Annotated in this window: 19 protein-coding genes and 1 riboswitch; of the genes, 12 read left to right on the top strand and 7 right to left on the bottom strand. The window is 72.4% G+C overall.

Going from position 1 to position 19,244, the window contains the following annotated elements:
- The first annotated feature begins 198 nt into the window (after window positions 1-198).
- From ACWDXC_RS20410 to ACWDXC_RS20375, 8 genes are all read left to right on the top strand, one after another.
- Window positions 199-780: a CDP-alcohol phosphatidyltransferase family protein gene (locus ACWDXC_RS20410; protein WP_219510468.1), complete on the top strand. Its 582-nt coding sequence runs from the start codon at window positions 199-201 to the stop codon at window positions 778-780.
- Between the two features lie 4 nt (window positions 781-784).
- A complete protein-coding gene (locus tag ACWDXC_RS20405) occupies window positions 785-3,289 on the top strand; it encodes a mannose-1-phosphate guanyltransferase (RefSeq protein ID WP_364178982.1) in 2,505 nt (834 codons plus the stop codon).
- Window positions 3,290-3,526: 237 nt separating this feature from the next.
- Window positions 3,527-4,039 (top strand): FHA domain-containing protein, encoded by a 513-nt coding sequence (locus tag ACWDXC_RS20400; protein WP_219510466.1) that lies wholly within the window; start codon window positions 3,527-3,529, stop codon window positions 4,037-4,039.
- A 23-nt stretch (window positions 4,040-4,062) separates the two neighbouring features.
- Window positions 4,063-4,689, top strand: a complete 627-nt coding sequence (gene ftsR, locus ACWDXC_RS20395; protein ID WP_449984111.1) for a transcriptional regulator FtsR — start codon at window positions 4,063-4,065, stop codon at window positions 4,687-4,689.
- Window positions 4,690-4,795: 106 nt separating this feature from the next.
- Window positions 4,796-5,266, top strand: coding sequence for a bifunctional nuclease family protein (locus tag ACWDXC_RS20390; RefSeq protein ID WP_082310546.1), 471 nt, complete (start codon window positions 4,796-4,798; stop codon window positions 5,264-5,266).
- A 147-nt stretch (window positions 5,267-5,413) separates the two neighbouring features.
- Entirely contained in the window at window positions 5,414-6,034 is a 621-nt protein-coding gene (locus ACWDXC_RS20385; RefSeq protein ID WP_449984108.1) for a MerR family transcriptional regulator, read from the top strand.
- Window positions 6,035-6,271: 237 nt separating this feature from the next.
- A riboswitch (glycine riboswitch) is annotated at window positions 6,272-6,364 on the top strand.
- A gap of 166 nt (window positions 6,365-6,530) precedes the next feature.
- Complete coding sequence (gene gcvP / locus ACWDXC_RS20380) at window positions 6,531-9,350, top strand: aminomethyl-transferring glycine dehydrogenase (protein WP_449984106.1); 2,820 nt, start codon at window positions 6,531-6,533, stop codon at window positions 9,348-9,350.
- A 138-nt stretch (window positions 9,351-9,488) separates the two neighbouring features.
- Complete coding sequence (locus ACWDXC_RS20375; RefSeq protein ID WP_364178975.1) at window positions 9,489-10,322, top strand: tetratricopeptide repeat protein; 834 nt, start codon at window positions 9,489-9,491, stop codon at window positions 10,320-10,322.
- 201 nt (window positions 10,323-10,523) lie between these two features.
- On the opposite strand, the gene ACWDXC_RS20370 is transcribed toward ACWDXC_RS20375, so the two are convergent.
- Window positions 10,524-10,880 (bottom strand): hypothetical protein, encoded by a 357-nt coding sequence (locus ACWDXC_RS20370; RefSeq protein WP_364178973.1) that lies wholly within the window; start codon window positions 10,878-10,880, stop codon window positions 10,524-10,526.
- Between the two features lie 82 nt (window positions 10,881-10,962).
- Between ACWDXC_RS20370 and ACWDXC_RS20365 the strand changes: the two genes are divergently transcribed.
- Entirely contained in the window at window positions 10,963-11,556 is a 594-nt protein-coding gene (locus ACWDXC_RS20365; RefSeq protein ID WP_449984103.1) for an alpha/beta hydrolase family protein, read from the top strand.
- Between the two features lie 49 nt (window positions 11,557-11,605).
- Here the strand turns inward: ACWDXC_RS20365 and ACWDXC_RS20360 are convergent, their stop codons facing one another.
- Both ACWDXC_RS20360 and ACWDXC_RS20355 read right to left on the bottom strand, forming a co-directional pair.
- Window positions 11,606-11,803 (bottom strand): DUF5999 family protein, encoded by a 198-nt coding sequence (locus ACWDXC_RS20360; RefSeq protein WP_364178970.1) that lies wholly within the window; start codon window positions 11,801-11,803, stop codon window positions 11,606-11,608.
- 198 nt (window positions 11,804-12,001) lie between these two features.
- The gene (locus tag ACWDXC_RS20355; RefSeq protein WP_219510456.1) at window positions 12,002-12,562 is read right to left on the bottom strand and encodes a TetR/AcrR family transcriptional regulator C-terminal domain-containing protein; all 561 of its coding nucleotides are present in this window, start codon (window positions 12,560-12,562) and stop codon (window positions 12,002-12,004) included.
- 142 nt (window positions 12,563-12,704) lie between these two features.
- Here ACWDXC_RS20355 and ACWDXC_RS20350 point away from each other — a divergent pair, with 142 nt between their 5' ends.
- Window positions 12,705-13,103, top strand: coding sequence for a hypothetical protein (locus tag ACWDXC_RS20350; RefSeq protein WP_219510455.1), 399 nt, complete (start codon window positions 12,705-12,707; stop codon window positions 13,101-13,103).
- A gap of 63 nt (window positions 13,104-13,166) precedes the next feature.
- On the opposite strand, the gene ACWDXC_RS20345 is transcribed toward ACWDXC_RS20350, so the two are convergent.
- The 3 genes from ACWDXC_RS20345 to ACWDXC_RS20335 all read right to left on the bottom strand — a co-directional run bounded on the left by ACWDXC_RS20345 (window position 13,167) and on the right by ACWDXC_RS20335 (window position 16,169).
- Window positions 13,167-14,480: an RNA polymerase sigma factor gene (locus tag ACWDXC_RS20345; RefSeq protein ID WP_449984099.1), complete on the bottom strand. Its 1,314-nt coding sequence runs from the start codon at window positions 14,478-14,480 to the stop codon at window positions 13,167-13,169.
- 152 nt (window positions 14,481-14,632) lie between these two features.
- Window positions 14,633-14,977, bottom strand: coding sequence for a hypothetical protein (locus ACWDXC_RS20340; protein WP_449984096.1), 345 nt, complete (start codon window positions 14,975-14,977; stop codon window positions 14,633-14,635).
- Window positions 14,978-15,023: 46 nt separating this feature from the next.
- Entirely contained in the window at window positions 15,024-16,169 is a 1,146-nt protein-coding gene (locus ACWDXC_RS20335; RefSeq protein ID WP_364178964.1) for an AMP-binding protein, read from the bottom strand.
- Window positions 16,170-16,250: 81 nt separating this feature from the next.
- Here ACWDXC_RS20335 and ACWDXC_RS20330 point away from each other — a divergent pair, with 81 nt between their 5' ends.
- Complete coding sequence (locus tag ACWDXC_RS20330; RefSeq protein ID WP_449984783.1) at window positions 16,251-17,144, top strand: o-succinylbenzoate synthase; 894 nt, start codon at window positions 16,251-16,253, stop codon at window positions 17,142-17,144.
- Complete coding sequence (gene menD, locus ACWDXC_RS20325) at window positions 17,141-18,805, top strand: 2-succinyl-5-enolpyruvyl-6-hydroxy-3-cyclohexene-1-carboxylic-acid synthase (RefSeq protein ID WP_449984093.1); 1,665 nt, start codon at window positions 17,141-17,143, stop codon at window positions 18,803-18,805. Before ACWDXC_RS20330 ends, menD begins: the two co-directional genes overlap by 4 nt.
- A gap of 79 nt (window positions 18,806-18,884) precedes the next feature.
- Here menD and ACWDXC_RS20320 read toward each other — a convergent pair whose 3' ends face one another.
- On the bottom strand, window positions 18,885-19,241 hold the full coding sequence (locus ACWDXC_RS20320) for an STAS domain-containing protein (RefSeq protein ID WP_449984090.1): 357 nt from the start codon (window positions 19,239-19,241) through the stop codon (window positions 18,885-18,887).
- Window positions 19,242-19,244: the final 3 nt, after the last annotated feature.

The raw sequence follows: 19,244 nt of genomic DNA, 5'->3' as shown, positions 1-19,244 counted from the left end.
GAGAACCCTGAGGCGCCCCGGCGGGCCGTCCGGCCGTCTGCCGGGGGCGACCCTGAGGTGGGATCGGGGGATGCGGCCGCCCCACCCCCTGTCGGCCCTGAGCCGCCGTCCGGCCGTCTGCCGGGGGTGACCCTGAGGTGGGGAATCGGGGGATCGGGGGCCGCTGGGCAGGAAGTTTGACGCAGTAGGGTCTGGGGCGTGAGTGAAACTTCCGCCGAGGACCGAATCTGGACGGTTCCGAACCTGCTGAGCTTCCTGCGCCTCCTCGGCGTGCCCGTGTTCCTCTGGCTGGTTCTGGGCCCGAAGGCGGACGGGTGGGCCATCGCGATCCTGGCGGTGGCCGGCTTCACCGACTGGCTCGACGGCAAGATCGCCCGGGCGTTCAACCAGACCAGCAAGCTGGGCCGGATCATCGACCCGGCGGCCGACAAGCTCTACGTGTTCGCGACGATCCTGGCGCTGCTCGTGCGGGAGGTCATCCCGTGGTGGCTGGCGGCCGTGATCCTGGCACGGGAACTCTTCGTCGCGTGTTTCATCCCCGTACTTCGCAAACATGGCTATAAGGCACTTCAAGTGCATTTTCTGGGCAAGGCAGCCATGTTCAACCTCATGTACGCCTTCCCTCTGCTCTTCCTTGCCTCCCATGACGGGTGGTATGCCGATATAACCCGCATTGTCGGGTGGGCGTTCGCGCTCTGGGGAACGGGCCTGTACTGGTGGGCAGGCGTGTTGTATGTGATACAGGTGCGCCGGCTCGTAACCGCGACCACGAAGGAGTGATCGGGTGAAGGCGGTCGTCATGGCGGGCGGTGAGGGCACCCGGTTGCGTCCGATGACGGCCAACCAGCCCAAACCCCTGCTTCCCGTGGTCAACCGCCCGATCATGGAGCACGTCCTGCGGCTGCTCAAGCGGCACGGCGTCACCGAGACCGTGGTGACGGTGCAGTTCCTGGCGGCGCTCGTGCGCAACTACTTCGGCGACGGCGACGAGCTCGGGATGAGCCTCCAGTACGCCACCGAGGACGTGCCGCTCGGCACGGCGGGCAGCGTGAAGAACGCCGCTGCCCGGTTACATGACGATCGTTTCCTGGTCATCTCCGGCGACGCCCTGACGGATATCGACTTATCCGACATGGTCCGCTTTCATCGCGAAAATTCGGCACTTGTCACCATCGGCTTGAAGCGCGTCCCGAACCCCCTCGAGTTCGGCATCATCATCGTCGACGAGTCCGGCCGGGTGCAGCGCTTCCTGGAGAAGCCCACCTGGGGCCAGGTCTTCTCCGACACCGTCAACACCGGCGTCTACGTCATGGAGCCCGAGGTCCTGGCGCACGTGGCCGCCGGCGAGCCCGTCGACTGGTCGGGCGACGTCTTCCCCCGCCTCCTGGAGCGCGGCGCCCCCATCTACGGCTACGTGGCCGCCGGCTACTGGGAGGACGTCGGCACCCACGAGAGCTACCTCAAGGCCCACGCCGACGCCCTGACCGGCAAGGTCAGGCTGGACATCGGCGGCTTCGAGGTCTCGCCCGGCGTCTGGGTGGCCGCCTCCGCCTCCGTCGAGCCCGACGCCGTGCTCAAGGGCCCGCTGTTCATCGGCGAGTACGCCAAGGTCGAGGCGGGCGCCGAACTGCGCGAGTACACGGTCCTGGGCAACAACGCGGTGGTGCGCGAGGGCGCGTTCCTGCACCGGGCGATCGTGCACGACAACGTCTACCTCGGCCCCGGCACCCACCTGCGCGGCTGCGTGATCGGCAAGAGCACCGACGTGATGAGCGGCGCCCGGATCGAGGAGAACGCGGTCGTCGGCGACGAGTGCGTCATCGAGCCCGAGGCGTACGTCTCCAGCGGGGTGCGGGTCTACCCGTTCAAGACCATCGAGGCGGGCGCGGTCGTCAACACGAGCGTCATCTGGGAGTCGCGCGGCCAGCGCAGCCTGTTCGGGCCGCGCGGCGTCAGCGGCCTGGTCAACGTGGAGATCACCCCCGAGCTGTGCGTACGGCTGGCCAGCGCGTACGCGACCACGCTGAGCAAGGGCGCGAACGTCGTCACCTCGCGCGACTCCTCGCTGGCCGCGCGGGCGCTGAAGCGGGCGGTGATCGGCGCGCTGACCGCCAGCGCCATCAACGTGCTGGACCTGGAGGCCGCCCCCCTGCCCGTGGCCCGCTTCCACGCCACCCGGGGCACGGCGGCGGGCGGCATCGCGATCCGCACGACGGCCGGCGACCCGCAGAGCGTCGACATCGTCATCATGGACGACCGGGGCGCCGACCTGCCCCCGGCCGCGCAGCGCAAGCTGGAGCGGGTCTTCTCCCGGCAGGAGTTCCGCCGCGCCTTCCCCGGCGAGATCGCCGAGCTCACCTACCCGGCCAGGGCCGTCGAGGACTACGCGCACGAGCTGCTGCGCCGGGTGGACATGACGGGCGTACGGGACATGAAGGTGGTCGTCGACTGCGCGGGCGGCACCTCGTCGCTGGTGCTGCCCCGGCTGCTGGGCCGGGCCGGGATCGAGGTGCTGACGGTCAACGCCGTCCTGGACGACCTGTCGCCCACGGAGACGATCGCCGAGCGCCGCCGTGACCTGCAACGCCTCTCCGAGCTCGTCAGCTCCTCCAGGGCGGCCTTCGGGGTCCGCTTCGACCCCGTGGGGGAGCGCATCGCGCTGGTCGACGAGATGGGCCAGCTCATCGGCGAGGAGCGGGCCCTGCTCGTGGTGCTCGACCTGGTGGCCGCCGAGCGGCGCGGCGGGCGGGTGGCGCTGCCCGTCACCACCACCCGCGTCGCCGAGCAGGTGTGCCGCTTCCACGGCGTCGAGGTGGAGTGGACCTCGACCGCCGTGGACGCCCTCACCTCGGCCGCCGCCGGGCCCGGCATGATCTTCGCGGCCGACGGCCGGGGCGGCTTCGTGGTGCCGGAGTTCAGCCCGGCGCTCGACGGCCTGGCCGTGTTCATGCGCCTGCTCGGCCTGGTCGCGCGCACCCGGCTCTCGCTCAGCCAGATCGACGCCCGCATCCCCGAGGTCAACCTGCTCAGGCGGGCGATCCCGACGCAGTGGGCGGTCAAGGGCGCGGTCATGCGCTCGGTCATCGAGGCCGCCGAGGCCGCCCGCGACGGCCACCGCGTCGACACCACCGACGGCGTGCGGGTGGCGGGGGAGGACGGGAGCTGGGTGCTCATCCTGCCCGCGGCCACCGAACCGGTCACCCACCTGTGGGCCGAGGCGGCAGACGTCGACACCGCGCAGCTCCTCCTGGAGCGCTGGGCGCGCGTGGTGGAGCGGGCAAGCACCTGATCCCGGTGATTTGTCGGGATGGCGGGCAAGATCGTAATGTTGGAAAGGCGCGGCGGCATGGACCTTCGGGCGGGGGCGGCGGTAACTTTGTCAGCGTCCAGCCTGTCGTCCAGCGCCCCGCCTTGACCTTTGCCGCTGATCAGCGTAAGTTGCGGCATTCGCAAAATCTTGAGAGCGAAGCGAGGCGCGCCCCGAGCACCGTTGCCGCGTCTTCGCGGTAGGAGGCCGAGCCGATCGATGCCGAGCGTCTACTGCACGCAGTGCGGGCACGCCAACCCCGAGGATGCCCGTTTCTGTTCCCGTTGTGGGTCACCGTTGACCAGACCCGAGGTCTCAGGGGATACCACATCGACGATCTCCGTCGCGGGAATAGAGGCGTACGAGGCAGAGACCGGTGACATGCTGCTGGCCGAGCGGGCGCTGGTCGAGCAGCTTCCGCCCGGCACGGCGCTGCTGACCGTGACCAGGGGGCCCAACCAGGGCAGCCGTTTCAAACTCGACAAGGACCTCACCACCACCGGCCGCCATCCGGAGAGTGACATCTTCCTCGACGACATCACGGTCTCGCGCCGCCACGTCGAGTTCTACCGCCATCGCGGCGGCCAGTTCTCGGTGCGCGACGTGGGCAGCCTCAACGGCACCTACGTCAACCGCGAGCGCATCGAGGAGGTTCCGCTCCATTCGGGCGACGAGGTGCAGATCGGCAAGTTCCGGCTCCTGTTCCTGATGCGGACACCCGCCGGCACATGAGTTCGCAGGCGGCACGCTCGCACATGAGCATCGGGGAGGTGCTCGCCCTGCTGCAGGGCGAGTTCCCCGACGTCACCGTCTCCAAGATCCGGTTCCTGGAGGGCGAGGGGCTCATCGAGCCCGAGCGCACCCCGTCCGGCTTCCGCAAGTTCACCCACCTGCACGTCGAGCAGCTGCGCTACATCCTCACCGAGCAGCGCGACCACTACCTGCCGCTGCGGGTGATCAAGGACAAGATGGCGGAGGGCTTCGGCCGCCCGCGCGCCCTCCAGGACAAGCAGGAGGTCCGGCTCAGCCGCGCCGAGCTGCTGGAGGCCGCCGGGATCGACGAGGAGACGCTCACCGAGCTGGAGGACTACGGCCTGCTCGCGCCCAAGGCCAGGCGCTACGACGAGGACGCGCTGAAGGTGGCCCGCAGCGTCGGCGCGCTGGCCAGGTTCGGCCTGCACGCCCGCCATCTGCGGGCGGTCCGGGCGGCGGCCGAGCGCGAGGCGGGGCTGGTGGAGCAGACGGTGGCGCCGATCCTGAAACGCCGGGCGCCCGGCGCGATCGGGGAGGCCGACGAGACGGCCAGGGAGCTGTCGGCTCTGCTGCTCGACCTGCACGCGGCGCTGCTGCGCACGGGTGTGCGGAGCGTTCTGGGGCGATGAGCGGCCCGCGGGACATTCAGGGCTCGCCGGGTGTTACGTTGAATTGCAGAAGCGGACCAGCGATGACCTGTGCCGGGTCACCGGCCAGTCGAATATGGAGCAGCCCGTGTTGCAGATGGAGGTCGTGGGCGTTCGCGTAGAAATGCCTACAAATCAACCGATCGTCTTGCTCAAGGAGGCACACGGGGAGCGGTTCCTGCCGATCTGGATCGGCATGACCGAAGCGACGGCCATCGCCCTGGCCCAGGCGGAGGAGCCTCCCCCGCGGCCGCTCACCCATGACCTGTTCCGGGACGTGCTGAGCGCGCTCGGCGTGGGCCTGCGCGCGGTCAACATCGTCGCGCTGCGTGACGGCATCTTCTTCGCCGACCTCGTGTTCTCCAACGGGGTGGAGGTGAGCGCCCGGCCGTCCGACTCGATCGCGCTCGCCCTGCGCACCGGGGCGCGCATCTTCGCCAGCGAGGAGGTGGTCCAGGAGGCCGGCGTGATCATCCCGGACGACCAGGAGGACGAGGTGGAGAAGTTCAGGGAGTTCCTTGACACGATCTCTCCCGAGGACTTCGGCAGGGCGGGGTAGGTATTTCAGTGCATTTACGCTTCACGACGCGCCGAGCCGGATCGTTGACTGAGCATGGTCACGGTCCTACGGTGCAAGTGAAACCCGCGGTCGCCTTTTACGAACCCCCAGATCAGGCCGCGGGATGAGAGAAAGCCGGAGGTCCGCGTGGCGGTCAGCAGCGGCGAGGGAAAGACGGCCGGCCAGGAAGATCCGGTGCGGCGCGAGAGCGCGCGGCAGCGTGCCGGGGAGCAGGGTCTGCTCTTCGACGAGCAGCCCGCCACGCTTCCCGACGACATCGGATACCGCGGGCCGACGGCCTGCGCGGCGGCCGGCATCACCTACAGGCAGCTTGACTACTGGGCGCGCACCGGACTGGTGGAGCCCACGATAAGAGCCGCCCAGGGCTCGGGATCGCAGCGGCTCTACAGCTTCCGCGACATCCTGGTCCTCAAGGTCGTCAAGCGGTTGCTCGACACGGGAGTCTCCCTCCAGCAGATCCGCACCGCCGTGCAGCATCTGCGTGACCGCGGGGTCGCCGACCTCGCGCAGATCACGCTGATGAGCGACGGGGTCAGCGTCTACGAGTGCACCTCGGCCGACGAGGTGATCGACCTGCTCCAGGGCGGTCAGGGCGTGTTCGGCATCGCGCTCGGCCGGGTCTGGCGCGAGGTCGAGGGCTCCCTCGCGGAGCTGCCGGGGGAACGCGCGGCGGTCGCGGACACCGTCCCGGCCGACCATCCCGCTGACGAGCTGGCCCGGCGGCGCCGCGCACGGCGCACAGGGTGACCACGACGCACAGGTGACCGCGACCTACGGGTGAGCGCGGAGCACGGGGCGACGGGGAACACCGGGTGACGGGAATCACCGGGTGACGGGAATCACCGGGTGACGGGAATCACCGGGTGACGGGAATCACCGGGTGACGGGAATCACCGGGTGACGGGGAGCGACTCTCCCGGCGTGCGCATCAGGCCGCCTGCGGTGGGGTTGCCGGACAAGGCGTAGTAATCTGGGACATGCTGTCGACCCCGTGCGGGAGAGACCCCGGCTGGCCCGGGGCGCCGAAGGAGCAACCCTCCCCGGAATCTCTCAGGCATCCCGTACCGCTCGGGTGAGGCAACTCTGGAAAGCAGGTGCGCCCGCCAGGCGCGCTTCACCGACGGTGCAAGCCCTGCCGGGGCGAAGCTCTCAGGTCGCGATGACTAGCGCGCGGTGACAGAGGGGGAGATCCGGCATTCGCCCGCGCCCAGCGCCGGTCTCCAAAGCCTCGGGAGGCATCTCCATGACAGATCTGTCAGCACCGCCGTTCTCGGCCCGGCACATCGGCCCGTCCGCGGCCGAGCAGCAGCGCATGCTCGAGGCCGTCGGCTTCGAATCGGTGGCGGACCTGGTCGCCGTCGCCGTCCCCGAGTCCATCAGGGCCAAGGACCGGCTCAAGCTGCCCGCCGCCGCGAGCGAGACCGAGGCGATCGCCGAGCTGCGCGCCCTGGCCGGCCGCAACCGCGTCCTCACCTCGATGATCGGCCTGGGCTACCACGACACGGTCACGCCCGCCGTCATCCGCCGCAACCTGCTGGAGAACCCGGGCTGGTACACCGCCTACACGCCCTACCAGCCGGAGATCTCGCAGGGCCGCCTGGAGGCGCTGCTCAACTTCCAGACCGTGGTGTCCGACCTCACCGGCCTCCCCGTCGCGGGCGCGTCCCTGCTGGACGAGGCCACCGCCGCGGCCGAGGCCATGACGCTGGCCCGGCGCGCCGGCAAGGCGAAGAGCGACGTGTTCGTCGTCGACGCCGACGCCCTCCCGCAGACCAAGGCGGTGCTGGCCACCCGCGCCGAGCCGCTCGGCATCACGCTCGTGGAGAGCGACCTGGAGGGCGAGCTGCCCGAGTGCTTCGGCGTGCTCGTGCAATACCCCGGCGCCTCCGGCCGGCTGTGCGACTTCCGCGCCGTGGCCGGGCGGGCGCACGAGGCGGGCGCGCTCGTCGTGGCCGCCGCCGACCTGCTCGCGCTCACGCTGCTCGCCGCCCCCGGCGAGCTCGGCGCCGACATCGCGATCGGCTCCTCGCAGCGGTTCGGCGTGCCGTTCGGCTTCGGCGGCCCGCACGCCGCCTACATGTCCGTACGCGACGGGCTGCAGCGGCAGATGCCCGGCCGCCTCGTCGGGGTGTCGGTCGACGCCGACGGCGACCCCGCCTACCGGCTGGCCCTGCAGACCCGCGAGCAGCACATCCGCCGCGAGAAGGCCACCAGCAACATCTGCACCGCCCAGGTGCTCCTCGCCGTGATCGCCGGCATGTACGCCGTCTACCACGGCCCCGACGGGCTGCGCCGCATCGCCGCCCGCGTCCACCGCCACGCCGCCACCCTGGCCGAGGGGCTGCGCCGGGGCGGCGTCGAGGTGGTGCACGGCGAGTTCTTCGACACCGTGCTCGCCCGCGTGCCCGGCCGCGCCGCCGAGGTCGTCGCCGCCGCCGCCGAGCGCGGCGTCAACCTGTGGCAGGCCGGTGACGACCACGTCTCGATCTCCTGCGACGAGAAGACCGGCGCCGCCGAGCTGGCCGCCGTCTGGGCGGCGTTCGGCGTCGAGCCCGCCGGGGAGGCCGCCGACGCGCTGCCCGCCGCCCTGCTGCGCGAGTCCGACTACCTGACCCACACGGTCTTCCACGAGCACCGCTCCGAGACCGCGATGCTGCGCTACCTGCGCAAGCTCCAGGACAAGGACATCGCGCTCGACCGCTCCATGATCCCGCTCGGCTCCTGCACGATGAAGCTGAACGCGACCACCGAGATGGAGCCCATCACCTGGCCCGAGTTCGCCGCGATCCACCCGTACGCGCCCGAGGCCCAGGCCGCCGGCTACCGCGAGCTGATCGAGACGCTGGAGGGCTGGCTGGCCGAGGTCACCGGCTACGACGCCGTCTCCATCCAGCCGAACGCCGGCTCCCAGGGCGAGTTCGCCGGGCTGCTGGCCATCCGCGCCTACCACCGGGCCAACGGCGACACCGAGCGCGACGTCTGCCTCATCCCGTCCTCGGCGCACGGCACCAACGCCGCCAGCGCCGTCATGGCCGGCATGCGGGTCGTCGTCGTGGCCTGCGACGACGACGGCAACGTCGACCTCGCCGACCTCGACGCCAAGATCGGCAAGCACCGCGACCGGCTCGCCGCGATCATGGTCACCTACCCGTCCACGCACGGCGTGTACGAGGAGAGCATCACCGAGGTGTGCGCCAAGGTGCACGAGGCCGGCGGCCAGGTGTACGTCGACGGCGCCAACCTCAACGCGCTCGTCGGCCTGGCCAAGCCGGGCGAGTTCGGCGCCGACGTGTCCCACCTCAACCTGCACAAGACGTTCTGCATCCCGCACGGCGGCGGCGGCCCCGGCGTCGGCCCCGTCGCGGTACGCGGCCACCTGGCCGCCTACCTGCCCGGCCACCCGCTGCGCGACGGCAGCGCCGTCGGCCCCGTCTCCGCCGCCCCGTACGGCTCGGCCGGCATCCTGCCGATCTCGTGGGCCTACGTCCGGATGATGGGCGCCGAGGGCCTGACCGCCGCCACCGAGCAGGCCATCCTGTCGGCCAACTACCTGGCCAGGCGGCTCGCCCCGCACTACCCCGTCCTCTACACCGGGCGCGGCGGGCTGGTGGCCCACGAGTGCATCGTGGACCTGCGCCAGATCACCAAGGAGACCGGCGTCACCGTCGACGACGTGGCCAAGCGCCTCATCGACTACGGCTTCCACGCGCCGACCATGTCGTTCCCCGTCGCGGGCACGCTCATGATCGAGCCGACCGAGAGCGAGGACCTGAACGAGCTCGACCGGTTCGTCGACGCGATGATCGCCATCCGCGGCGAGATCGCCAAGGTGGCGTCCGGCGACTACGACAAGTCGGACAACCCTCTGCGCAACGCCCCGCATACCGCCGAGGCGGTCACCGCGGACGAGTGGCCGCACCCCTACACCCGGACCGAGGCCGCCTACCCGGTGCCCTCGCTGCGCGACGGCAAGTACTGGGTGCCGGTGCGCCGCATCGACCAGGCGTACGGGGACCGCAACCTGGTGTGCTCGTGCCCGCCGCTGGAGGCGTACGAGGACTGACCGGACCGTTCGGCCGCCCGGAGGACCCCGCCCGCGCAGGGCGGGGTTCTCCGCTTTCCAGGCCGGCTGGGTCAAGTGAGCAGACATGATCGTCAGAAGTGGTTAAGCTCGGTGCGATCGCCGCGCGAAGGAGCTCTCTTGACGTCCTCAGAGCTGCAGACCCCGCCCCTCGACACCGCTCGCCGGCTGGCCGAGCACGGTGACCTCGACGGCGCGGCGGCCATTCTCGCCGACCTCGCCGCCGCCGACGGGCCCGACGCCGCGCAGGCCGCCGTGGGGCTCGCCGTCGTCCTCGACGAGGCGGGCGACGTCGAGGGCGCCCGCGCCGCCGCCCGCGCCGCGCTCGCCACCGGCCACCCCGAGTTCGCCGCCCAGGCGGCCTGCCACCTGGCCCAGGGCTTCGAACGCGAGGGCCGCCTCGGCCAGGCCCGGGGCGCCTGGCAGGCCGTCCTCGGCGTCGGGACGCCCGCGTACGTGCCGCTGGCCCACCTGGCGCTCGCCCGGCTCGCCCTCGACGCCGACGACCCCGACGAGGCCGAGTCCGCCCTGCGCGCCGCCCTCGACACGGCGGGACCCGCCGACGGTGAGCCGCGCGCCGGGGACGCCCCTGAGGGTGCGACCGGCGTGCGCATGCACGCCGTCCAGCAGCTCGCCGACCTGCTCATCGAGCGCGGTGACCCGGGGGAGGCCGCCGACCTGCTGCTCGACGCCCTCCGCGACGCCTCCGGTGACGACGCCGCCCGGCTGCGCGTCCAGCTCGGCATCGCCCACCTGGAGCTCGCGTGCGCCGAGTTCGCGGGCGCGGTCGAGGACGGTGGCGAGGCACAGACGAGCGCGCTGGCCATCGAGCTGCTGGCCCGCACGCTGCCGCTGCGCGGCCGGGCCGACGACGCCGACCACGTGTGGGCGTACGGCCTGGACCACGAGGACGAGACGCTCGCCTCCGAGGTCCGCCTCCGCTACGACCGCTGACCCCGCCCGCACCCACCGCGACCGGCAACGGCGACGCACGGCAGCGGTCGGCGGGCCGCCACGGGGCGGTCCCGGCATCCGGCAGCCACGAGGGAGCGGCAGCGCCTCGTGCGGCAGGCGGCCGGGCTTCTGGGGGTGGCTACGTCCCGCAGCGGCGGGTGGCTGGGGCGGTCCCGTCTGGCAGGGCCACGGGGGACGGGGTTAGGGGCGGCGGATGATGGCCGCCGCGGCGGCGACGTTGATGACGACGATGGCGATCCAGGTGATCAGCAGGCCCGCGATGCCCGCGCTGCCGGCCGCGATCGCCGTCAGGGGGATGCCGATGCCCATCGAGCCCAGCGCGACGGGGATGATGCCGGTGCCGCTGGACTTGTGCTTGGGCGGCTTGCGCGGGGCGACGCCCTGATATTGCAGCTCGGCGGCGACGCGGGCGGCGATCGTCGCGTCGATGCGCTCGACCAGCGAGTCGACCAGCGCGGCTTCGTATTCGGGCCCGAGGTCGCGGCGGGCGTCGAGCGTCGCCTGAAGATCTTCGCGCATGGGACTCGTCTCTCGCATGCTGGCCATCCTGCACTCCGAGCGGCGCGCCGTCATCAGACCTGAGAGCCATCTTCGCCTCATCCCCAGGTACGGTGCTGCCATGGAGATCATGACGGCGCGGGGCCCGGCGCGCGTCGAGATCGACGAGGCGGAGCGCGCCCGGGTGCTGCTGGTGCTGACGCACGGGTCGGCCGGGGGAGTCGACGCGCCCGACCTGCTGGCGGTCCGGGACGCGGCGCTGGGGGTGCGGGCGCACGTGGCCCGGGTGACGCAGGCGTTCCGGGTGGCGGGGGCGCGGGCGCCGGGGTCGGCGGAGCGGCAGGACGAGGCGTGGCTGACCGTGCTGGGGGAGCTGCGGGCGCGCTGGCCGGAGCTGCCGCTGGTGCAGGGCGGGCGGAGCAACGGCGCGCGGGTGGCGTGCCGGACCGCGAAGGCGGCGGGGGCGGCGGCCGTGGTGGCGCTGGCGTTCCCGTTGCACCCGCCGGGCAGGCCGGAGCGTTCCAGGGCGGAGGAGCTGCGCGGCGCCGGGGTCGACGTGCTGGTGGTGAACGGGGACCGGGATCCGTTCGGGGTGCCGGAGGCGGCGGACGCGGCGCGGCTGGTGGTGCTGCCCGGGGAGGGGCACGACCTGAAGAAGCACCCCGCCCGGGTGGGTGAGGTGGTGGCCGACTGGGTGAAGCTCTACTGGAAGTAGCCGGGGCCCCGGCCCGTGAGGGGCCGGTGGCCGCATGAGGAGCGTGCGGTCAGGCCGCGCCGACCATGGGTTCGGGCCGGTGCGGGGCGATGGCGGTGCCGCCAGGAAGAAGCTCCCCGGTGTCCTCGAACAGGACGACGCCGTTGCAGAGGAGGCTCCACCCCTGCTCGGGGTGGCAGGCCAGGGTGCGTGCGGCCTCGCGGTCGGGCGCCTCGGCAGACGGACAGGCCGGGTCGTGCGGGCACATCGGCGTGCCTCCGATATCTCGTGGGTGGCTCCCGGTGGGGGCGGGAGCGGCTCGGGTATTCGTTTCCAGCAAGTGTGCGACGTATGTCACATGTTCCGACATAGTCCGTTAGGACGGTTGGAGGAGGATGCACTTTGCCGTGTGACCTTCGACACAGCGTGCCTTATGCAGGATAACGGTCCAAGCGAGACACGCACACTACGTTTCCAAGCCTCGGAGCAATGCGTCGAGACCGCGCTCGAAGTCGGCGTCGGCCCGTTCGTCGCGCCGGATCCACTCGTCCGCCTCGGGGTCGGCCCAGCCCGACTGCTGCACCTCGACCGCCACGCTGCCGAACACGAACGCCCGCAACGACCGTACGGCGTCGGCCGCGTCGGGCAGGCCCGCGTCGGCGAGCTGGGAGATCTGCTCACCGATGGCCACGGCGGTGCCGCCCTTGGGCGGCTTGGTGAGCGCCAGGGCCAGCACGCCCGGGTGGTCGCGCAGGACCTCCCGGCTGGCCCGGCACCACGCCCTGGCGGTCTCCTGCCAGGTGCCGGCGGGCTCCACCTGGACGGCGGTGACGTGCTCGGCCAGCGCGTCCATCAGCGCCTCCTTGCCGCGGGGCAGGTGGTGGTAGATGGCCATCGCCTCGACCTCCAGGGCGTCGCCCAGGCGGCGCATGGTGAGCCTGCGCAGGCCCTGGGTGTCGGCGATGTGCAGCGCGGCCTCGATGATCCGCTCGCGCGAGAGGGGGACGGGTGGTCGCTTGGCGGGCATGGAGATCATCTTACTATGTAAAGGCCGCCTGCCGGGGGACGTCCGGTTGCCGGGCGTGGCGCCGGACGGCGTACGCTTGTCGCTGGTAAGAGCCGACAGTGATGTCGATAGTGCTGACGACAGTGGTGAAGGGCAGAGTTCGATGGCGTTTTTCCGTCCGCGGGTCAGCCGCGAGGCCGAGGTCCGCTTCCACGCGGATGTGGAGATCTCCAAGAGCTACCCCGCGCTGCTCGACAAGGCCCGTGAGGCCGAGAGCACGCTGCGCGACCTGCGGGCCGCCGACGCCGACGACGTCGAGCTGATGGCCGCCGGGATCGCGTTCGACCAGGCGCTGACCGAGGCGCTGCGCGCGGCCGAGGCGGGCCAGCGGGCGACGTTCGGCGTCAAGGCCTACGACGACCGGATCGCCCGCCGCAAGGCCAAGGCGACGCCGGCCGGGGCCATGTGGACGGCCGAGGTGGAGCGGCTGCGCACGCTGCGCGAGAACAACCGCATGTGGGGCATCCCGCGCGTCCCCCGCCCGGTCCCGGCCGTCCGCTGACGCTTCCGCGGACATGAGAAAGCCCCGGCCGGGTGGCCGGGGCTTTCCTGGTGGGCAGCCGGGTCAGCTGGCCCAGTCGAGCAGCGGGCGCGTGTTGCTGGGGTGGCGCAGCTTCGACAGCGACTCCTTCTCCAGCTGCCGGATGCGCTCCCGGGTCAGGCCCATGTGCTTGCCGATCTCGTCGAGCGTGTGCGGCTTGCCGTCCACCAGGCCGAACCGCAGCGCCATGATCTTCGCCTCGCGCGGCGACAGGTTCTGCAGCACGCCCCGGAGCTGGTCGCCCAGGAGCTGGCGGTCGACGATCTCCGACGCCTCCGGCGAGTCGACGTCCTCGATGAGGTCGCCGATCGTGGTCTCGCCGTCCTCGCCGATGGTCGCGTTCAGCGAGATCGGCTGGCGGCTGGTGCGCAGCAGTTCCTCGATCTGGTCGGGCGTCTTGTCCAGCTCGACGGCCAGCTCCTCCGGCGTGGGCTCGCGGCCCAGCCGCTGGTGCATGTCACGCTCGATGCGCGACAGCTTGGAGAGCATCTCCAGGACGTGCACGGGCAGCCGGATGGTGCGGGCGGAGTCGGCGAAGCCACGCTGGATGGCCTGCCGGATCCACCACATGGCGTAGGTGGAGAACTTGAAGCCCTTGGTGTAGTCGAACTTCTCCACGGCCCTGATGAGGCCCAGGTTGCCCTCCTGGACGACGTCCAGCAGGGACATGCCGCGGTCGGTGTACTTCTTGGCCACGGACACGACCAGCCGGAGGTTGGCCTCCAGCATGTGGTCCTTGGCGGCCTTGCCGTCCTCGACCACCATGAGCAGGTCGTCGCGGGCGGCGGGGGACAGGTCCTCGCCGATCTCCAGCTTGTACTCGGCGTACAGCCCGGCCTCGATGCGGCGGGCCAGGTCGACCTCCTGCGCGGCGGTGAGCAGCGTGCGGCGGCCGATCGACTTGAGGTAGGTGTGCACCGAGTCGCCCATGACCGACTGGTTGTCGTCCAAGTCGAGGGGCTCGCTCTCCAGCTCGGCCTCCTCGGCCTGCAGGACCAGCTCGTCGGGCGCGTCCTCGTCGCCGGTTTTTGCGTTGGCGGCCCCGGAGTCGGTAGTCTCGGGACTCGAAGCCTTCTTCCTGGTGGAGCGCTTGGCGGCGGGCTTCCTGGCGGTCTTCCGGGCCTGGGCGGGCGCCTTGGCGGGCGGCTCGTCACCGGCGGCCAGGCTCACCCCGGCGTCGGTCAGCTCGCGCAGGATCGACCTGCCCTCGGCGGGGCTGATGCCCGCGTGGGCGAACGCGTCACGCAGGTCCGCGAGAGAGAGGTGACCCTGGGCTCGCCCTCGGTCAATCAGCTGCTCGAGGGTTGCGGGTGGGGTCGCCACGGCGGTTCGGGGCATGAGGACACCTCCTCCAACGGAGTGGAAGCGATTCTGGGCGTTTTGGGTGGGGCGGCCCGGCTCCGGCCGCACGACTCACCAGTATCAATAACGCCGATCCGCGCTATTTGTTCCCGAGAGGTGAAAAACGCCCAAAAGGGTGACCGGTGGCGCTATTCGGCCAGCTCGAACTCTCCCTGCCTGACCTCCGGCATGGGCATCGGGTTGGCCTCCTCCAGACGATCGTCCGTCCAGTAGCGGATGACCTCGTCGGGATCGGGGTTGACCTCGCTGGTCACCACGAGACCGTCGTCCGAGGGTCGCGCCGAGGGAAGCCCGGTCGGAGATGTGGACGGGGTGGGCTGCGCGGGCTGCACCACCGACTTCTCGATCACGGCCCGGGTCTGCCTGGCCTGGTCGAGCCTGCCCGCCGAGGCGGCCGCCGCGACGGAGACGCCACCGGCGACGATCACGCCGACGGCCACCGCGGATGCCCACATCTTGCGGGTCTGGTCCATGAACACTCCCTCCGTCTCTTCCCCACTATGACGCACGTACAAGTCATCAGGTTCCGGACTTGAGGCGGATCAGGTCGGTCTTCCCGTTCGCCAGCAGGGGCATGCTCGGCAGGAGCCGCAGGTCACGCGGCACGGCGTACGGCGGCAGCCGGTCGGCGCAGTAGGCCCGCAACTGGGCCAGCGTCGGCGGCGCGGCGGGGTCGGCGGGCACGACGGCGGCCACCACGAGCTCGCCCCACTCGGGGTCGGGGCGGCCCACCACGGCCACGTCGGCCACCCCGGGATGGGCGCCGATGACGGCGGCCACGGACGCGGCCGGCACCTTCTCGCCGCCGGTGTTGATGACGTCGTCGGCCCGGCCCAGCACGCGCAGCCGCCCGTCCGCCAGCTCGCCCAGGTCGGAGGTGACGAACCAGCCCCCGTCGAGCGGGCTCCCGGCACGGCCCCGGTAGCCGGAGAACAGCACCGGGCCGGACACCTCGATCCGCCCGTCCTCGCCGACCCGCACGTCCACGCCGTCGAGGGGCGCGCCGTCGTACACGCACCCGCCGCTCGTCTCGCTCATGCCGTACGTCGTCACCACCCGCGCGCCGAGCGCGGCCGCCTCGGCGAGCAGCCCCGGCCGGGGCGCGGCCCCGCCGAGCAGGACGGTGCGGAACCCCGACAGGTCGGCCCGCATCTCGACCAGCCGGTGGAGCTGGGTGGGCACCAGCGACACGTGGTCGGCGCCCGACTCCAGCACCGCCACCGGGTCGAAGCGCTCGTGCAGGATCGGCTCGCTCTCGCACAGCAGCGACCGGACGAGCACCTGGAGGCCGGAGACGTGGGAGACGGGCAGGCAGCACAGCCACCGCTCGCCCCTGGACGCGCCCAGGCGGCGCAGCGAGGCCGCCGCCGAGGCGCGCAGCGCGGCGGCGGAGAGCATCACGCCCTTGGGGGTCCCCGTGCTGCCGCTGGTGGCGATGACCACGGCCACGCCGGCGGGCACCCCGGCGCCTCCGGCGAGCCGCGCGCCGCCCGCGTGGGTGGGGCGCAGCGCCTCGACCGCGGCGGCCTCCTGGCCCGGGATCAGGGGCAGCACCGCGGGACCGTCGCCGGACAGCGCGTCGCGGACCGCCGCGAACAGCCGCGGCCCGGCGGGCAGCGCGACCGCGTGCAGCGGGCGGTCCGGATGCGACGGGTTCCTCCACATGCTCGTAAGGTTAATGGCGTCAGATCGGGCAGCGGCGCAGGGAGGGTCGTGACGCGTTCTCCCGTGGTCTTCCGGATTCCGATGCGCACCAGGTTCCGGGGACAGACCGTCAGGGAAGGGGTGCTGCTGCACGGACCGGCGGGGTGGGGCGAGTTCTCGCCGTTCCCCGAATACGGGCCGCGCGAGTGCGCCCGGTGGCTCGCGTGCGCGCGGGAGGCCGCCTTCGACGGCTGGCCCGCGCCGGTACGCGACGCGGTCCCGGTCAACGCCACCGTGCCGGCGGTCGGGCCGGAGCAGGCCCACGACCTCGTCCGGCGCTCCGGCTGCGGCACCGCGAAGGTCAAGGTGGCCGAGCCGGGGCAGCCGTTCTCGGCGGACGTGGCGCGGGTGGAGGCCGTGCGTGACGCGCTCGGCCCCTCGGGGCGGGTCCGGATCGACGCCAACGGCGCCTGGGAGGTCGGCGAGGCCGTGCGGCGGCTCAAGGAGCTCGACCGCTTCGGGCTGGAGTACGCCGAACAGCCGTGCGCCACGCTGGAGGAGCTGGCGGCCGTGCGGCGGGCCTGCGACGTGCCGATCGCGGCCGACGAGTCCATCCGCCGCGCCGAGGACCCGCTGCGGGTCAGGGCGGCGGAGGCCGCCGACATCGCGGTCGTCAAGGTGCAGCCCCTGGGAGGCGTGCGCGCGGCGCTGAGGGTAGTGGAGGCGTGCGGCCTGCCGGCGGTGGTGTCGAGCGCCGTGGAGACCTCCGTGGGGCTGGCCGCGGGCGTGGCGCTGGCGGCGGCGCTGCCGGAGCTGCCGTACGCGTGCGGGCTCGGCACGATGTCGCTGCTGTCGGGCGACGTGGTGGCCGATTCACTCGTCCCCGAGGGCGGGATGCTGCCCGTACGCCGCCCGGATGTAAGTTTTGAGCATTTGTCGGATTTTGAGATTGATTGTCCGTCGTGGCTACGCCGGATGCAGGAGGCGTCACTGTGAACCCCGCTACCGCGCTGGCCACGGTCCTGGTCGACGAGCTGGTGCGCTGCGGCCTGACCGACGTGGTGATCGCGCCCGGCTCCCGCTCCGCCCCGCTCGCCCTCGCGCTGCACGCCGAGTCGCGCGTGCGGCTGCACGTGCGCATCGACGAGCGCTCGGCCTCGTTCCTGGCGCTGGGCCTGGCCAGGCGCTCCGAGCGGCCCGTCGCGCTGCTGTGCTCGTCCGGCACCGCCACGGCCAACTTCCACCCCGCCGTCATCGAGGCGAGCGAGTCGAACGTGCCGCTGCTCGTGCTCACCGCCGACCGCCCGCCCGAGCTGCGCGGCACCGGCGCCAACCAGACCATCGACCAGCTCAAGATGTACGGCACCGCGACCCGGTGGTTCGCCGAGGTCGGCGTGCCGGAGGAGCGGCCCGGCCAGGTGGCCTACTGGCGGTCGCTGGCCTGCCGCGCCTACCAGCGGGCGGCGGGCCCGGCCGACCCCGGGCCGGTCCACCTGAACCTGCCGTTCCGCGAGCCGCTGATCCCCGACGGCGACGACTCCTGGTGCGAGCCGCTCGACGGCGGCGCGGCCGGGCCGTGGGTGCGCGCCCGCGTGGCGCCGCCGCCCGTCGCCCTGCACATCGCCCCCACCCGGCGCGGCGTGCTCGTGGTCGGCGACGGCGCGGCCAACGTGCGCCGCTACGTGGCGGCGGCCGGGATGGCGGGCTGGCCGGTGCTGTCGGAGCCCAACGGCGGCGGACGCTACGGCGACCACGCCATCTCCACCTACCACTACCTGCTCGGCATGCCCGAGTTCGCCGACACCCACCGGCCCGACGTGGTCGTCACGCTCGGCCGGCCCGGCCTGTCCCGGCCGCTGCTGTCGTGGCTGAAGCGGGCCGAGGAGCACATCGTCGTCTCGCCCGGCCTCGACCGCTGGCCCGACCCCACCCGCTCGGCCACGCAGGTGGCGCAGGCGGTGGAGATCCCGGTCGCGGCCGGCGACGACAGCTGGCTGCACGCCTGGCGGCAGGCCGACCAGGCGGCGCGCACGGCGCTCGACGACGTGCTCGACGGCTCCGGGCTGAGCGAGCCCCGGCTGGCCCGCGACCTGGTGGACGGGCTGCCCAACGGGTCGCTGCTGTTCTGCGGGTCCTCCATGCCGATCCGCGACCTGGACCAGGCGATGCGGCCCAGGCGCGGCATCAGGGTGCTGGCCAACCGGGGCGCCTCCGGCATCGACGGGCTGGTCTCGTCGGCGATGGGCGCGGCGCTGGCCCACAACGGGCCCTCCTACGCGCTGCTCGGCGACCTGTCGTTCCTGCACGACCAGAACGGGCTGATCCTCGGGCCGCGCGAGCCCCGGCCCGACCTGTGCCTGGTGGTGGTCAACAACGACGGGGGCGGCATCTTCTCGCTGCTGCCGCAGGCGGCGGTGCGCGACCCGTTCGAGCGGGTGTTCGGCACGCCGCACGGGGTGGACCTCGGCTACGTGACGGCCGCGACCGGGACCCCGTACACGCTGGTGCAGGACATCTCGGAGCTGCCGAAGGCGCTGCGCGGGCAGGGGCCGAGGGTGGTGGAGGTGCGCACCGACCGCGAGGCCAACGCGATCGTGCACGGCCACCTGCGCGAGGCCGCCCAGGAGTCGATCGCGACCTACCTCAAGGAGCTGTGAGCCCGCTTCCGAGGGGCAGAGGCTGTGAGCCCGCCTCCGGAGGGTCGGGGGCTGTGACCGCCTCCCGGCCTCCGGGAGGTCAGGGGGCGGTGAGGCCGTCGTAGGGGCCCGGCGGGGCGCCGGCCCAGGCCGGGGGCAGGAGCTGGGCGTCGAGGCCGGTGATGCGCAGCAGGCGGGCCAGCGACGCCGGGACCTCGGCCAGGACCAGCGCGGTCCCGGCCGACTCGGCGTGCAGGCGGGCGGACACCAGCGCGCCCAGCCCGGCCGCGTCGGCGAACGTCAGCCCGCTCAGGTCGAGCACCACCTCGCCGGGCCCGCGCGCGGCGGCCTCGCGCAGGCGGGCGCGCAGCAGGGGAGTGGTGGCGATGTCGAGCTCGCCCGAGACCACGACGGTCACGCGGCCGTCACGGAGGGTGGTCGTCAGGTGGAAGTCCATGGG

Source organism: Nonomuraea sp. NPDC003214, from assembly GCF_053590035.1.
This window is presented reverse-complemented; position numbering and strand designations above follow the sequence as displayed.

Coding starts and splice junctions, on each gene's coding strand:
- ACWDXC_RS20400 (WP_219510466.1), top strand. CDS start 3,527: ATGCCGAGCGTCTACTGCACGCAGTGCGGGCACGCCAACCCCGAGGAT.
- ftsR (WP_449984111.1), top strand. CDS start 4,063: ATGAGCATCGGGGAGGTGCTCGCCCTGCTGCAGGGCGAGTTCCCCGAC.
- gcvP (WP_449984106.1), top strand. CDS start 6,531: ATGACAGATCTGTCAGCACCGCCGTTCTCGGCCCGGCACATCGGCCCG.
- ACWDXC_RS20370 (WP_364178973.1), bottom strand. CDS start 10,880: ATGCGAGAGACGAGTCCCATGCGCGAAGATCTTCAGGCGACGCTCGAC.
- ACWDXC_RS20365 (WP_449984103.1), top strand. CDS start 10,963: ATGGAGATCATGACGGCGCGGGGCCCGGCGCGCGTCGAGATCGACGAG.
- ACWDXC_RS20360 (WP_364178970.1), bottom strand. CDS start 11,803: ATGTGCCCGCACGACCCGGCCTGTCCGTCTGCCGAGGCGCCCGACCGC.
- ACWDXC_RS20355 (WP_219510456.1), bottom strand. CDS start 12,562: ATGCCCGCCAAGCGACCACCCGTCCCCCTCTCGCGCGAGCGGATCATC.
- ACWDXC_RS20350 (WP_219510455.1), top strand. CDS start 12,705: ATGGCGTTTTTCCGTCCGCGGGTCAGCCGCGAGGCCGAGGTCCGCTTC.
- ACWDXC_RS20345 (WP_449984099.1), bottom strand. CDS start 14,480: ATGCCCCGAACCGCCGTGGCGACCCCACCCGCAACCCTCGAGCAGCTG.
- ACWDXC_RS20340 (WP_449984096.1), bottom strand. CDS start 14,977: ATGGACCAGACCCGCAAGATGTGGGCATCCGCGGTGGCCGTCGGCGTG.
- ACWDXC_RS20335 (WP_364178964.1), bottom strand. CDS start 16,169: ATGTGGAGGAACCCGTCGCATCCGGACCGCCCGCTGCACGCGGTCGCG.
- ACWDXC_RS20330 (WP_449984783.1), top strand. CDS start 16,251: ATGCGCACCAGGTTCCGGGGACAGACCGTCAGGGAAGGGGTGCTGCTG.
- ACWDXC_RS20320 (WP_449984090.1), bottom strand. CDS start 19,241: ATGGACTTCCACCTGACGACCACCCTCCGTGACGGCCGCGTGACCGTC.